Annotated in this window: 14 protein-coding genes and 1 tRNA gene; 6 read left to right on the forward strand and 9 right to left on the reverse strand. The window is 49.3% G+C overall.

Annotation, left to right across the window (positions count from 1 at the left end):
- The 4 genes from AC9UCN_RS05930 to AC9UCN_RS05945 form a co-directional block, all read right to left on the reverse strand.
- Positions 1 to 750, reverse strand: coding sequence for a phosphoglyceromutase (locus AC9UCN_RS05930; RefSeq protein ID WP_509524861.1), 750 nt, complete (start codon positions 748 to 750; stop codon positions 1 to 3).
- Positions 750 to 1,805 (reverse strand): CAF17-like 4Fe-4S cluster assembly/insertion protein YgfZ, encoded by a 1,056-nt coding sequence (ygfZ, locus tag AC9UCN_RS05935; RefSeq protein WP_509524863.1) that lies wholly within the window; start codon positions 1,803 to 1,805, stop codon positions 750 to 752. The genes AC9UCN_RS05930 and ygfZ overlap by 1 nt, the downstream gene beginning before the upstream one ends.
- On the reverse strand, positions 1,806 to 2,396 hold the full coding sequence (locus tag AC9UCN_RS05940; protein WP_509524865.1) for a heme-binding beta-barrel domain-containing protein: 591 nt from the start codon (positions 2,394 to 2,396) through the stop codon (positions 1,806 to 1,808).
- Between the two features lie 117 nt (positions 2,397 to 2,513).
- A complete protein-coding gene (locus AC9UCN_RS05945) occupies positions 2,514 to 2,771 on the reverse strand; it encodes a hypothetical protein (protein ID WP_509524868.1) in 258 nt (85 codons plus the stop codon).
- A 65-nt stretch (positions 2,772 to 2,836) separates the two neighbouring features.
- Between AC9UCN_RS05945 and AC9UCN_RS05950 the strand changes: the two genes are divergently transcribed.
- Genes AC9UCN_RS05950 through AC9UCN_RS05960 form a run of 3 tightly spaced genes read left to right on the forward strand, consistent with a single transcriptional unit; the run spans position 2,837 to position 6,621 of the window.
- Positions 2,837 to 3,511, forward strand: coding sequence for a response regulator transcription factor (locus AC9UCN_RS05950; protein WP_509524871.1), 675 nt, complete (start codon positions 2,837 to 2,839; stop codon positions 3,509 to 3,511).
- 49 nt (positions 3,512 to 3,560) lie between these two features.
- On the forward strand, positions 3,561 to 5,681 hold the full coding sequence (locus tag AC9UCN_RS05955; RefSeq protein WP_509524874.1) for an RNA degradosome polyphosphate kinase: 2,121 nt from the start codon (positions 3,561 to 3,563) through the stop codon (positions 5,679 to 5,681).
- 4 nt (positions 5,682 to 5,685) lie between these two features.
- Positions 5,686 to 6,621, forward strand: a complete 936-nt coding sequence (locus AC9UCN_RS05960; protein ID WP_509524877.1) for an NUDIX hydrolase — start codon at positions 5,686 to 5,688, stop codon at positions 6,619 to 6,621.
- Here the strand turns inward: AC9UCN_RS05960 and pstB are convergent.
- Genes pstB through AC9UCN_RS05980 form a run of 4 tightly spaced genes read right to left on the reverse strand, consistent with a single transcriptional unit; the run spans position 6,618 to position 10,318 of the window.
- Positions 6,618 to 7,397 carry a phosphate ABC transporter ATP-binding protein PstB gene (pstB, locus tag AC9UCN_RS05965; protein ID WP_509525009.1) on the reverse strand — a complete coding sequence of 260 codons (780 nt, stop codon included), beginning with the start codon at positions 7,395 to 7,397 and terminating at the stop codon, positions 6,618 to 6,620. The genes AC9UCN_RS05960 and pstB overlap by 4 nt on opposite strands.
- Before the next feature lie 24 nt (positions 7,398 to 7,421).
- Positions 7,422 to 8,354: a phosphate ABC transporter permease PstA gene (pstA, locus tag AC9UCN_RS05970; RefSeq protein ID WP_509524879.1), complete on the reverse strand. Its 933-nt coding sequence runs from the start codon at positions 8,352 to 8,354 to the stop codon at positions 7,422 to 7,424.
- The gene (pstC, locus tag AC9UCN_RS05975) at positions 8,354 to 9,304 is read right to left on the reverse strand and encodes a phosphate ABC transporter permease subunit PstC (protein WP_509524881.1); all 951 of its coding nucleotides are present in this window, start codon (positions 9,302 to 9,304) and stop codon (positions 8,354 to 8,356) included. Before pstC ends, pstA begins: the two co-directional genes overlap by 1 nt.
- Positions 9,305 to 9,361: 57 nt before the next feature.
- The gene (locus AC9UCN_RS05980) at positions 9,362 to 10,318 is read right to left on the reverse strand and encodes a PstS family phosphate ABC transporter substrate-binding protein (RefSeq protein WP_509524883.1); all 957 of its coding nucleotides are present in this window, start codon (positions 10,316 to 10,318) and stop codon (positions 9,362 to 9,364) included.
- A 188-nt stretch (positions 10,319 to 10,506) separates the two neighbouring features.
- On the opposite strand from AC9UCN_RS05980, the gene AC9UCN_RS05985 reads away from it, so the two are divergent.
- The 3 genes from AC9UCN_RS05985 to AC9UCN_RS05995 all read left to right on the forward strand — a co-directional run bounded on the left by AC9UCN_RS05985 (position 10,507) and on the right by AC9UCN_RS05995 (position 13,006).
- Positions 10,507 to 11,388: a DMT family transporter gene (locus tag AC9UCN_RS05985; RefSeq protein ID WP_509524886.1), complete on the forward strand. Its 882-nt coding sequence runs from the start codon at positions 10,507 to 10,509 to the stop codon at positions 11,386 to 11,388.
- 20 nt (positions 11,389 to 11,408) lie between these two features.
- Positions 11,409 to 12,878, forward strand: coding sequence for a glycerol kinase GlpK (glpK, locus tag AC9UCN_RS05990; RefSeq protein ID WP_509524888.1), 1,470 nt, complete (start codon positions 11,409 to 11,411; stop codon positions 12,876 to 12,878).
- 51 nt (positions 12,879 to 12,929) lie between these two features.
- A tRNA-Lys gene (locus AC9UCN_RS05995) sits at positions 12,930 to 13,006 on the forward strand.
- A gap of 201 nt (positions 13,007 to 13,207) precedes the next feature.
- Here AC9UCN_RS05995 and AC9UCN_RS06000 read toward each other — a convergent pair.
- Complete coding sequence (locus AC9UCN_RS06000; protein WP_509524890.1) at positions 13,208 to 13,807, reverse strand: DUF998 domain-containing protein; 600 nt, start codon at positions 13,805 to 13,807, stop codon at positions 13,208 to 13,210.
- Positions 13,808 to 13,865: the final 58 nt, after the last annotated feature.

Raw genomic sequence — 13,865 nt, forward strand, 5'->3', positions numbered from 1 at the left:
TTACTTTTTTCCTTGATTAGCAACGGCGGTCTGACCAGCTGCTGCAGCTGCGGGATCTAGATACTCTCCACCCTTAACCACGGGCTCGAAGTTAGCGTTTAGTTTGTAGAGCAACGGCATACCGGTTGGAATGTTCAGTTCTGCGATGTCCTCATCGGAAACCCCATCAAGTAGCTTTACAAATGCGCGCAGTGAGTTTCCGTGAGCGGTAACCAACACGGTCTTTCCTGAACTTAGATCCGATTTGATTTCTTCCCAGATTGGAAGAAATCTAACCAAAACGTCTTTGAGGCATTCGGTCCGAGGAAGATCGCTTCCTAAGTCTTTGTAGCGCTTATCACCTGATTGCGAGTACTGATCCCCGTCCTCTATTGGAGGTGGTGGAACATCAAAGCTTCTGCGCCAAAGCTGGAATTGCTCAGGGCCATAAGCCTCCAGAGTTTGAGCCTTGTCTTTGCCCTGCAAAGCTCCGTAGTGGCGCTCATTCAGTCTCCAAGAGCGCTTGACGTCAATCCAACCTCGATCGGCGGTATCCAAAGCAATGTTTGCGGTGTTGATGGCACGCTTCAATAAAGAGGTATAAAGCAGGTCTGGCTCCAGGCCTGACTCGGCGAGCAATTCTCCTGCTCGCTTGGCTTCTTGCCTACCCTGGTCACTGAGGTCAACGTCCACCCAACCTGTGAATAGGTTCTTTTGGTTCCAGGTGCTGTTACCGTGGCGGAGCAAGATCAGTGTGTGCTGGTTAGTCATTATTCTCCAAGTTTAGGCGCTTTACTTGCACCACCAAGTTTGAGGCGAGGCAGTTTAGGAACCTCTACTACCTTGCCGGCTGATTGAGGGACGATGATCTCCTGGGTAGCAGCAATTATTCCTCCGCTGGAGCTGACTTCTAGTGATGCATCCTCAGCTACCGAGCGAGAGATAACCGCCAAAGCAATCGGGCCCATTTCAAAGTGCTGTGCGGCAGAAGTTATCTTTCCAACAACTTTCTCTTGCCCAGAGACTCGAACCTCGTCTCCAACATCTGGAAGTGAATGCTCCGAGCCATCCAAGTGCAAGAAAGTCAGTCTTCGTGGCGGATGACCGAGGTTGTGAACTTTAGCTACCGATTCTTGACCTCGATAGCAGCCTTTGGATAGATGTACAGCAGTTGATAACAAATCCAATTCATGCGGCAGTGACTTTTGGTCAATTTCTGATGCGGCAAGCGGGCGGCCAGCCGCTACCCGTAAAGCATCAGCTGCCATGGTTCCAGAAAGGCTGACCTGACCCAATCCATTGTCAACTTCGCTTGATTCAACTAGCTGCTCGAACCACGAGTAATTTACTTCCCTAGTCGAGTATCGATACCCACCAGGGGTGACACCTGGCCATTCGTCTTTCCAAACCAGAGGTTGAGAATTAGAAACAAAGGCCAGCTCTGGCTTTGGCTTGGTTGTACCGACAAGAGCAAAATCGGCGGAGCGATCAGTTACTTGGACTTTCATTCGAAAGACCATCTTGCTAAGCCAGGAAAGAAGAGCTTCGGTGTTTTCCTGATTCACCATCAACCAACTGGTTTCGCCATCATCAATGATCTTGATCAGTTGTTCGATGTGACCCTGTGGGTCAAGTAGCAATGCTTCGGCGGATTCGCCAGGTTTTAGGTTCTTGAGGTTTTGACTGAGTAGGGAATGTAACCAGGTCAATCGATCAACACCAGAAACGCAGATAATTCCTGCTGGATCCATTAGGCACACCGAATCACCTTCGAACAGACTTCGCTGCTCGATCATTGGATTACCGAAGTGCTGTTTTACTTGCAACTACTGTGCCCTTTCGAGTCTGGCTGAAGCGTGGGAGGCCATTGGGTTTCCAAGGGCTGCGATATCCCAGACCCAAAGCAGAGCACCTTCGACAAGGCCAAACATGCGTGTTGCAGCTCGATAGTCTTTCGATGACTGTGATCTCAAAACCGCATCGGTTGCAAGATCTACTCGAGCGCCTTTGATTTGACCGATGTATAGCTCGCTAATGCCACTCGGGTGCAAAATAGACGCTTCAATGTCAAAGCCACCGTCTTTGTTCCGAAGAGTTTCGAGTTGCTCGTGCGTGGTAATCAATTTCTCTCCAGTTCCTGGAAGAAGTCCTGGTCCGTGATCGGAAGACTCTGGGGTCTTTGCTAGTCGCCAAAAGCCAACTTCGGTTGGTAGTGAAGTTCCATCGCTCAGGGTGGATTTTGAGACATAGCCCAAGACAGATTGATTGTCGTAGGAAAACTCCACAGATTGAGTAAATTCCTGGTCAGCTTTGTCAGCGTTGTGAGTGTAGGAGATGACTCCCGAACCGGACCACTTTCCTACCAGGAAGGCGAAGGGGGTTAGTTCCAGGGGTAAGCCCTCTGGCACAACCAACAACTATTTTTGTCCTTTAAACAATTTGTATAGAACCAAAATAGAAACCGAACCTATGGCCAAAGCTGCCAAAACCAAAAGGCCAGTAAAAAAGATTTCAAGTGCAAGCATGTTTCTAGTCTAACTTGCCAAAAACACGTGGGCAGTAGCTATGGCCAGGATCAGGTAGCTTCCGCCACCAACGTAGACCAGCTTGCGAACAATGCCCTCAGGCTTGGCACGAAACAGGTGATAGAGCGAGACCAAGGCAACCGAGCCAGCAAGGATTGTGCCAAACCACTCTGGGGCCGTTAGCGCCACCTGGGATGCGATTGCCCAAACTGCTAGCACGGCAACAATTACCCAGATGCTTAGGATTTGACCCCACTGTTTGGACATATCTCAATCATGCCTTAGCCACCTGCCGTGCGGGCTAAACTTGGCACAAAGATTTGAGGTATGAGATGGCACAGCTACTGGTTTTGACCTCAGCGTCAGAACATGTTGCCCTGCCTGCCCTCTCGCTTCTAAGTCATCGGGTTAGATACATACCCGCGGAACCGGCGAGTCTGGTCAGTGCCCCAGAGCATGACCTAGTTTTTCTTGATGCTAGAAAAGACCTTGCTTCAGCAAAAGCTATGGCGCGAGTTCTGATCTCAACTGGAATCTCCACACCGCTGATTGTTGTTTTGGCCGAGGGTGGCCTTGCTGCGATGAATCACGAGTGGGGTTCTAATGACATAATTCTTGACTCCGCAGGTCCAGCGGAAGTTGAAGCCCGTATTCGACTTGCAATAGCAAAATACCGTGCAGAAAAAGATGTAGGTACGATCAATGCCTCAGGTGTGGTAATCGATGAGTCAAGCTACTCGGCAAAAGTTCACGGCAAGCCACTTGATTTAACCTATAAAGAATTTGAATTGTTGAAATTTCTTGCTCAGCACCCAGGCAGAGTTTTTTCGAGAGATCAGCTATTGAGTGAAGTTTGGGGTTATGACTACTTCGGTGGAAGTAGAACAGTTGATGTCCATATTCGAAGGCTTCGGGCCAAATTGGGAGACTTGGAAGGGCTAATTTCTACTGTTCGAAATGTGGGATACCGCTTTAACCCAACAGATTCGGACCTTGTAGACGCTTAGTTCAAAAAGATTTAACCAACAGGACAGCTAGCCGTGACAATATTGATTTATGTCCGAAGAAACCATGGCTATTACCCTGCCTGCCTCACCCGATGGTCTGGCGCCCGATCGCTACCTAGATCGCGAGCTCAGCTGGCTGGCATTTAACCGTCGTGTTCTAGAAATGGCCGAGGACAGCGGGATTCCACTTCTTGAGCGAGTAAATTACCTAAGCATTTTTGCTTCCAACATGGATGAGTTCTTCATGGTTCGAGTCGCTGGACTTCAGCGTCGACTAGCAACTGGCCTTGCGGTTAGAAGCCCATCTGGTTTATCTCCAAAAGAAGTTTTGAGCAGCATTTCTAAAGAAGCTCATGAATTGCAACTTCGCCACGCACACCTGTTTCTAGACGTGATTGAGCCTGAGCTAGAGAAAAACGGAATTCATCTGGTGCGCTGGCCAGAACTTCGAGACGATGAAAAAAAGCATCTACAGAGCTTTTTTGAAGATCACATTTTTCCCGTTCTAACTCCACTAGCAGTGGACCCAGCTCATCCGTTTCCATACATCTCAGGTTTATCGCTAAACCTTGCAGTTGTCTTAAGGAAGGCCGGGAGTCCAGGCGAGCACTTTGCGAGAGTAAAGGTGCCTCCCCTGCTTCCAAGATTCGTTTTGATTCCAGCCAAGGATGACACCTCCGAGGTGCGCTACGTTCCGCTCGAGGATGTTATCGGTGAATTCATCTTTTTGTTGTTCCCAGGAATGGAAGTAGTTCAACACCACAATTTCCGAGTAACCAGGAACGAAGACCTAGACGTAGACGAGGACGAGGGAGAAAACCTTCTACTAGCTCTGGAAAAAGAGTTACTCCGCAGAAGATTCGGTCCCCCTGTTCGACTTGAAATTGCGGATGACATGAACCCCCAGGTCCTTGAGCTACTTGTTAGAGAGCTAGATATTTCTAATCAAGATGTCTACACCTTGCCTTCGCCGCTAGATCTGACTGGATTGCAAGACATTGCATCACTGCCGCGACCAGAGCTTCGCAATAGACCACACCAGGTACTTACTAACAGATACCTTCGCCCAAGAGACGACGAAGAACTGGATATCTTTAGCGTTCTAAAAAAGCGTGAGCTTTTGGTGCATCACCCTTATGAGTCTTTTTCTACAAGCGTTCAAGAGTTTCTGGAGCAGGCTGCGCAAGATCCAGATGTGTTGGCTATCAAGCAAACCCTGTATAGAACTTCTGGTGATTCCCCGGTTGTCGATGCTCTGATTCAAGCTGCTCAAGCTGGCAAGCAGGTATTGGCTTTAGTTGAGATCAAGGCACGCTTTGACGAGCAGAACAACATCACCTGGGCTAGAAAGCTTGAACAAGCTGGAGTTCACGTTGTCTACGGAATGGTTGGGCTAAAAACACACTGCAAGCTTGCACTCGTAATCAGGCAAGAAGCTGGCCAGCTTGTTCGTTACTGTCACATCGGAACCGGAAACTACAACCCAAAAACAGCAAGGGTGTATGAGGACTTTGGTCTGCTGACAGCCAGGGAAGAAGTTGGTGAGGATCTAACCAAGCTGTTCAATCACCTCTCCGGTTACGCTCCAGAGGCGAAGTTCAAGACTCTCCTGGTATCTCCGGTTGGAGTGAGAGAAGGTCTAACCGAGCTCATAAACCAGGAAATTACGCATCACGCAGCTGGCAAAACCTCAGGAATTGACATCAAAGTCAACGCTCTGGTTGATGAGGGAATCATCGACTCACTCTATCGAGCATCTCTCGCTGGAGTTCCCGTTCGCATCCTGGTTCGAGGAATGTGCGCTCTGAAGCCAGGAGTAAAGGGATTATCTGAAAACATTCGAGTGCGCTCCATCTTGGGCCGTTATCTGGAGCACAGCCGTGTCTTTAGTTTCGAAGGCGGCGGGGATCCAAAAATCTTCATCGGCTCGGCGGACATGATGCATCGAAACCTTGATCGTCGCGTCGAGGCGCTGGTTCGCTTGATCGAACCTGAGCACATCGACCGCACTCGAACCATGTTCTCTCTAGCCATGGCAGAAGACATGGCGGGTTGGGATCTAGATGCTAACGGCGCGTGGGTCAGGAAGCAGTTTGATCACTCAGGTATCGCCCTCAGAGATTTCCAAGACGCTGTTATGCGATCCATAACCGATCGTCAGGTTAGCTAGTTTCGTGGATGTTTACGCTGCTGGAGCAGTTTGTTGGCGCGAGGAAAAAAGCAGTCTCCTTGTAGCACTCGTTCATCGAGTTAGGTATCAAGACTGGACCTTCCCAAAAGGAAAGGTAGATCCCGGTGAGACGCTAGCCGAAACTGCTGTCCGCGAAATCAAGGAAGAAACTGGGTTAAAGATAAAGCTCGGCGTTCCCCTAGAAACAATGACCTACCCGCTCGATAAAACCAAGAACAAAGTAGTGCACTACTGGGCAGCCAGAGTCAGCGATAAAGCTCTGTCAAGTTCCAAATTCAAGCCCAATGATGAAATCTCCGAGGTAGTTTGGGTTAAAGCAGATGAGGCTTTTTCAAAGCTGAGCTACCAGCATGACCGCGAACTGCTTCAGGAAGTTGTGGATTTTCGAAAAAGAGGAATGTTAAAAACTAAGCCGCTAATTATCCTTCGTCACGCTGCCGCCACCCCAAGAGCCGACTATGTGGGTGAGGACGGTAAAAGACCCCTGCTTGCAGATGGCAAGAAGCAAGCTAAACAGCTGATTCGTTTGCTAAGCGCCTATGGCCCCAAGCGGGTCCTAACTAGCCCCTGGCGTCGCTGTCGAGACACCATTAGCCCATATGCCAAAGCGCATCGATACAAAATTATCGAGCGCGGCGAACTCTCCGAAATGGGTAACGCAAAGGGTCCAGCACGAACTACAAAAGTTGCGAAGCAGCTTTTCTCGGATGCCAGATCTTCAGTTCTCTGCACCCACAGGCCGACTCTTCCAACAATTACAGAAGTTCTTGCAAGTTACGCCGAGCCAGCCCTAGCTAAGTTAATCTTGGAAGCAAAAACCCTAAAGCCTGCAGAGTTTGTGGTTTTGCATCTAACTACCTCTGGGAAAAAACCAAGACTTGTTGCTGTTGAGCACCAAAGTCTTTCAGAGCGGCTTTAGCCGAATTTACCGGTCACGTAATCTAAAGTCCTCTGGTCCGAAGGACTTGAGAACATAACATCAGTAACGTCGTGCTCAACCAAAGTTCCAACCCTGGAACCTTCTCCGCGGGAAGTGTCTACTGTGAAGAAAGCTGTTCTGTCTGCTACTCGAGCTGCTTGTTGCATGTTGTGAGTCACAATTACGATTGTGTAGTCCTTCTTTAGCTCAAACATCAAGTCTTCAATCTTGAAGGTAGAGATCGGGTCAAGTGCCGAGCAAGGCTCGTCCATCAAGATCACATCTGGCTTCACAGCAATCGCTCTTGCAATGCAAAGACGCTGCTGCTGACCTCCGGACATACCAAAGGCATTGTCTTTCAAGCGGTCCTTCACATCTTCCCAAAGTGAAGCAGACCTCAGTGCGCCTTCAACAATCTCGTCCATGTTCCCCTTCATGCCAAGAGTTTGCGGACCGAAGGCGATGTTGTCATAAATCGACTTAGGGAAAGGGTTTGGCTTCTGGAACACCATGCCGACAAGCTTTCTAACCTGCACAGGATCTACATCAGGTCCATACATGTCCTGCCCGTGGTACAGCACCTCTCCAGAAACTTTTGCTCCTGGAATCAGGTCGTTCATGCGGTTCAAGCTTCGAAGCACTGTTGACTTACCGCAACCAGAGGGTCCAATCAGGGCAGTGATCTCGTTCTGATAGATAGGTAGGTTTACACCTGCGACAGCGAGGCTCTTGCCGTACTCAACGCTCATGTTCTTGAGTGAAAATACTTCGTTCAGTGCGGTTGTTGTCATTATATATTCCTACCAGGTTCTCTCATAGCGGGCTCGCAGCCAAACTGCGATTGAATTGATAAAGAAAAGCACAACAAGCATTACCAAAATACCTGCTGCAGCTAGGGTGTGAAACTCCTCTTGTGGTCTTCCGGCGTAGTTGTAGATCATAACCGGTAGGGCGGAGTAGCTGTCGTTCCAGAAGTCTGGATCGAAAGTCACAAATGTTGCTGCTCCAACAAGAAGTAGTGGTGCAGCCTCACCAATTGCTCTAGCTACAGCCAGAATCACTCCCGTTAGCATTCCAGGTGCTGCGGAAGGCAAAACCATCTTCCAAACTGACTGCCACCTAGTTGCCCCCAGGGCAAGCGCTCCGTCCAGAAGGGACGATGGCACTGCACGTATGGCCTCACGCGAAGCAAGGATAACGGTAGGCAACACAAGAATCGCGACCGTTGCGGAACCCGCTGCCACCACGAAACCTAAATCAAAAATTCCGCGAACGATAAAAGCAAGTCCTAGAATTCCGAACACGATAGATGGAACACCAGCAAGGTTTTGGATGTTGAGTTCGATAATCCGGTTGTACCACTTGGTGCGATCTGCGAACAGCTCAAGGAAGGTTGCAGCGGAAACACCTAGAGGAACAATGATTGCAATAACACCAAGAATCAGTTGAATTGTTCCAAGAATTGCTGGTCGGTAACCGGCGGTTTCTGGTCTAAAGGATGACGGGTTATTGGTAAACAGCCCAATATTCACTCTCGACCCACCTTCAACCAATGCCCAGGCGACGATTGCCCCAACCATCACTAGGGAGATTGTGAGAGCGGAAAGCAGGACTAGCCTGAAAGCAATGCCTTGTATTTCAGCCTTGTTGTTAGCTCCCTTATAAATCGTTCGGGTCACAGCAGCAGCAGTCGATGCTGCTCCTTGGGCCCTACGAGGTATCTTGTTCGCCATTAGTCATACACCTCACGGAACTTATTGACGAACCTGATTGCAATCATGTTCATCGTGAGGGTCATTAGGAACAACAGGGTTCCCACGGCAAAAATCGAGTAGTAGTCAATGGTTCCTTGTGCAATTTCACCGGTCGCACGAGATGCAATAAAGGCCGTCATTGCTCCGGCGGGCTCGGTGAATCCAATCTTTAGCTGTGGTGATCCTCCTCCGGCCACCAATAAAACGACCATTGTTTCACCAATGGCTCGAGAGGCTCCAAGTACGAAAGATGCAACAATTCCGGAGATGGCAGCAGGAACAACAACGGTGATTGCAACTCGCATTTTGGTGGCCCCAAGTGCATAGGCACCTTCGCGAAGAGCGGAAGGGACCGCGCGCATAGCGTCATCGCTAACAGAGGCAATCAGCGGAATGATGATGATTCCAACCGTGATTCCAGCGACGCCAATAGAGAATGGGCTCGTCCAACCAAGGTCGGGAGTTAGTTCTTGAATCAGAGGTTTGAACCAAAAAACTGCAAACAAACCAACCGCAACAGTTGGTAGGCCTTCGAGTACCTCAAGAACTGGCTTAATGATTTTTCTAACTGGGTTGGAAGCATACTCAGAAAGGTAAATTGCCCCACCGAGTCCTAGTGGGATTCCAACAAGGGAAGCGTAGAAAACTACCTGCAGGGTTCCTGCGACTAGCGGAAGCACTCCAAAAGATGGATCCGTGAATGAAGGTGCCCAAAGGGTTCCACTTAGAAAACTCCAAAGATCTACGTACTCGAAGAATCCTGGTAGCGGAGAGAAAAGGGCTATAACGATTCCGATGGTGACCGCAACGGATACGGCGGCAGCTCCAAAAAGAAGACCGATGATGATTTTTTCCCCAATATGAGGGTTGGTCGCCCGAAGTGGGTTCCTTGCGGAATCACCTCGGGCGACCTTGACAGCAGAGCTCATGGGTCTGTACTTCTCCCTATCTCAACTGTCGAATTGTTCTTGTTTTTACTCTAGTACTTACTGGATTAGTGCTTCGAGCTTCGCAAGCGCCTCAGTCTGCTGCGCAGCTGTTAGGCCCACGTAACCAGCAGTTGAGTTGATTAGCTCGGTCTCTTCAACCAGGAACTTAGCGAAAGCTAGTACCTCTGGACGAGTCAAAGCGGTGCTTGCAAAGTAAGTGTAAAGACCGCGACCAAGAGGTGTGTAGGTACCTGCCTGAACGTTCTCAACAGTTGGAGCAACACAGCCTGATCCACCGTCAACCTCAAGAGCCTTTAGCTCGTCAAGGTTTTCCTGGTAGTAGGAGAAAGGAATGAATCCCATTCCACCTGCGGAACCAGACACACCCTCAACTGCTAGAAGGTCATCTTCACCAATGTTGATGTAGTCGTTACGGATGTTTCCCTCTTCGCCGTTGATTTCATCTGTGAAGAAGTCAAACGTACCGGAGTCAGTTCCTGGACCGTAAAGCGCAAGCTCTACGTCAGCAATCTCTTCTGGCATGCCATCAACGTCGCCCCAGGTCATGATTGTTCCTGCTGCGTCTGCGTTCCAGATTGTGGCTAGCTGCTCAACGGTGATGCACTGTAGTGGGTTGTCTTTGTTGACAACAACGGATAGTGCATCGTTAGCAACGGTTACGAAGTCGTACTTGATTCCGGCTGCGTCACAAATAGCTGCTTCTTCTTCCTTGATTTCGCGAGAAGCGTTAGATGCATCGGTCTCACCGTTACAGAACTTCTCGAATCCACCACCGGTACCAGAGATGTTTACAGCTACGCGAACTCCGGAGTTAACCTCCATGAATAGCTCAGCTGCAATTTCTGATGCTGGACCTACGGTTGATGACCCATCGATAAGGATTGAGCCGGATAGTGCTTCTGCTGCTGGTTCTTCAGGTTCTGCTGCACAGCCTGCTAGAACTAGGACAGATGCCGACATTAGAGCGGCAACTGAAATTAGTTTCTTTTTCAATGTATTTCTCCTAATTGGAATTGATAAAGGCAGACTGCCTGCCTCTCTAGAAAGAATCCATTAAGGACCTAAATAGAAGAAAGAACTTAGGTAAACAGGAGGTAAATCATTATTGAAGATGGGGAAACTCTCAGCCTTTTGTTGAAGCTCGGGTATCGCCCCAGAAGGCGTGTATTCTCTTGTAAATAATGACCAAAACTACCTGGGCTGTCCTATCGCTTGTTTTCGTGGCCATTGTTTGGGGCGCGGGATTCGTTCTCATGAAAGACGCCATTAACGAACAGCCGGTTTTCGACTTCTTGGCAACCAGGTTTACGCTTGCCACCCTGGTTATGATTGCCATCCGGCCTCAAGTTTTTTCTACCATAAACAAGCAAACCCTCTTTAGGGGTTCAGTTCTTGGTGTCATGCTGGGTCTTGCCTACATCACCCAAACTATCGGCCTAGATCTAACAACCGCCGCCATCACCGGCTTCTTGACTGGCCTGTATGTTGTCTTCACCCCACTGCTTTTCTGGTTCGTGTTCAAGAAGAAGGTAGATAAGAAAGTGATTGTCGGCACCACGCTGGCTCTAACTGCTTTACTGTTCATTTCGTTCAACGGAATTTCTTTTGATCCAGGTCAGGTATGGCTCATTGCCTGCGCTCTCCTATTCGCGGGCCACATCATCGGCCTGAGCTTCTGGAGCAATGCCAAAGACATTTACCCGCTCACGGTTATTCAATTGGGTGCTGGGGCTATTGTTTGCTGGATGGGAGCTGTGCCAGATGGCTACCAGCCACCGCCAAATGCTTTCGTTTGGGGAACCGTTGTATTCACCGCGGTGTTTGCAACCGCAATGGCATTTCTAATTCAGACCTGGGCACAGTCAATCATGGACCCTTCCAGAGTGGCGATTATCTTGACCGGCGAGATTGTCTTTGCAGCTGCTATTGCAGTTGCTGTTGGGCAAGAAGTGCTATCCGCACGTACAGTAATCGGCGGAGTCTTGATTGTGTTAGCGATGCTGATTGTTGAATGGCCCGACAAGAAGACCAAGAGTCCTTTAGACCAGCCCCACTTCACCTAAAGCTTTGCTAGCCTTTGGCCATGGCAATCTTGGCTATCGATGCTGGCACCACAGGTGTGACGGTCCAAGTTGTTTCCGACAAGGGCAAAGTAATTTCAAGAGGGTACCGAGAATTCCTGCAATACTTCCCCGCCCCAGGATTGGTTGAGCACGAGCCCGAGGAGATTTGGCAGGCTACCTTGGCGGCAGCTAGCGATGCTATCTCTCAAACTTCAGAGCCGCTGGTTGCAATTGGAATAACAAACCAACGCGAGACAGTCGTGCTGTGGGATAGCAAAACACTTAAATCTCCTCGCAAGGCCATTGTCTGGCAAGACCGAAGGACTTCTGATCTTGTTGCAGACCTCAAGGCCCAAGGGTTAGAGGGCAAGATCCAAAGCATCTCGGGTTTGATACTGGATCCCTATTTTTCGAGCAGCAAACTGCTGTGGTTATCAGAAAACGAAAAAACAATCTGGGTGGATGTGGTTTCAGGCCAGGTAAAGATCGGCACAGTGGATTCCTATCTGGTTGCAAGATTGACCGCTGGTAAGAGTCACATCACAGATGCCAGCAACGCTTCAAGAACACAACTTATGGATATCCGAACTGGCAATTGGAGCCATGAGTTGCTTGAGATATTCAATGTCCCGGCTGCTGCTTTGCCAACCATCGTTGCAAGCTACGGCAAATTAGCAACCACGGATCCCGCCAGCTTTTTAAATCTTGAACTCCCGATTACAGGAATTGCTGGGGACCAGCAAGCAGCGCTTTTTGGCCAAACCGCATTTGAAATTGGTGAAAGTAAGTGCACCTATGGCACAGGAGCATTCATGCTCACCAACACCGGCTCAACAATTGTCCACAGCAAAAACAATTTGCTGACGACAATTGCCTGGCAGGAGCCAAATGGAAACACAACTTATGCCCTGGAAGGTTCCGTGTTTGTCGCAGGTGCCGCGGTCCAGTGGCTTCGAGATGGTCTTGGTTTGATGGAGACTGCAAGTGAGATCGAAGAACTTGCCTTGCAAGTTCCAGATAGTGCTGGTGTTGTTTTTGTGCCCGCGCTAACTGGCCTTGGCGCACCCCACTGGGATCCAGACGCCAAGGGAACGATTTTAGGTATTACTCGCGGGACAACCAAGCAGCACCTAGCAAGAGCAACTCTTGACGCCATTGCCTTTCAGGTTAGAGATTTAGTTAGTGCGATATCGGCCGATACCAAGATGAAGCCCGGAAGTCTTCGGGTTGATGGTGGGGCGGCAAAAAATGACCTACTCATGCAGCTACAAGCTACTTGCCTAGGAGTTCCAGTTATAAGAGGTAAGGATCTCGAATCCACAGCCCTTGGAGCTGCTTTTCTTGCTGGCCTTGGAGCAGGAGTGTGGAGCTCCAAAGAAGAATTAAGAGAGGTTTTCGAACTCGATCGAAGTTTTGACCCGGAGCCATTCGACGAGAACATCTTTAAAAGCTGGACGAAAGCTGTGGAACTGAGTTCCAAGTGGAAGTAATCGAGAAAATCTCATAGTTGCTAGAATTAGGGGACGCTTTTGGCGTCGCTAGGGCCTCTAGCTCAGTTGGTTAGAGCAACGGACTTTTAATCCGTGGGTCGTCGGTTCGATCCCGACGGGGCCTACCAGCAGCACTTCAAATTACTTTGATTGCCTGTCGCAATCAGCCAAGAACTCCTAGGAGTTCTTTTTGTTGGCAGCCTTGGCCTGCTTGTCTAGGCGCTTTTCTTTCAGGTTCTTCGCTGGTGCCTTTTTGTTGTTCTTTTGTGGTTTCTGTTCTTTCTGAGCCATGATTTCCTCTTCTCGTTGGATAGATTCCTAATTCAAATCTATCGGATGTTGGTTTTTCTCTGTCCGATATATATAACAATAACTACAGCTGAGACGTAAAGAGCTTGACTCACAGCAACGACCCTCTCCCAGACGCCCACATTCGTGGTGTTTGGGTCTGTCCAGCTACTTAGAAACCAGAGCGCTAGGGCAGTTTGTAGGGCTGTGCCGAGGATGGCTGCCGGGGGCTTCAGAATCCAAGGGGCATCCTTGCGAGTTCTCATAGCGAATAGGTGCCAGCCGGCAGATAGAACAAAGGAGGCAATTGCAAAGACCCGATGCCAGAACGAATACCCAATAAGAGGCGTAGGGAAAATAGTAAGTCCAAAGGTGCAAATCGCAGCTAGGAACAGTGCAACTCTTCCTGGAAAGGCAAAGGTTCTGGCATAAATCGAAGCAATAAGAGTAAGCACTCCACCAAGAATGAAGAAACTGGACATCACAAGCTGAACAGGGGATTCGTTGGCAGCAAGATCACTTATTGTCTGTCGGACCGGATCGTAGCCAACCCATAGTGACCCAGCGATGCTCCAGCCAAGTACGGACTGGATCGGACCGATGAGTGCAGCGATGAATGCTGGTTTCTCAATTGGCTTCATGAGGTGAGCTTACTCACTTTCGATTTGGGGGCCTAGAATTCAATCGAGCATGCCCTTC

Source organism: Rhodoluna sp. (assembly GCF_036721215.1).
Taxonomy (GTDB): domain Bacteria; phylum Actinomycetota; class Actinomycetes; order Actinomycetales; family Microbacteriaceae; genus Rhodoluna.

Coding starts and splice junctions, on each gene's coding strand:
- AC9UCN_RS05985 (WP_509524886.1), top strand. CDS start 10,507: ATGACCAAAACTACCTGGGCTGTCCTATCGCTTGTTTTCGTGGCCATT.
- AC9UCN_RS06000 (WP_509524890.1), bottom strand. CDS start 13,807: ATGAAGCCAATTGAGAAACCAGCATTCATCGCTGCACTCATCGGTCCG.
- AC9UCN_RS05950 (WP_509524871.1), top strand. CDS start 2,837: ATGGCACAGCTACTGGTTTTGACCTCAGCGTCAGAACATGTTGCCCTG.
- AC9UCN_RS05945 (WP_509524868.1), bottom strand. CDS start 2,771: ATGTCCAAACAGTGGGGTCAAATCCTAAGCATCTGGGTAATTGTTGCC.
- pstC (WP_509524881.1), bottom strand. CDS start 9,304: ATGAGCTCTGCTGTCAAGGTCGCCCGAGGTGATTCCGCAAGGAACCCA.
- pstA (WP_509524879.1), bottom strand. CDS start 8,354: ATGGCGAACAAGATACCTCGTAGGGCCCAAGGAGCAGCATCGACTGCT.
- glpK (WP_509524888.1), top strand. CDS start 11,409: ATGGCAATCTTGGCTATCGATGCTGGCACCACAGGTGTGACGGTCCAA.
- AC9UCN_RS05955 (WP_509524874.1), top strand. CDS start 3,561: ATGTCCGAAGAAACCATGGCTATTACCCTGCCTGCCTCACCCGATGGT.
- AC9UCN_RS05930 (WP_509524861.1), bottom strand. CDS start 750: ATGACTAACCAGCACACACTGATCTTGCTCCGCCACGGTAACAGCACC.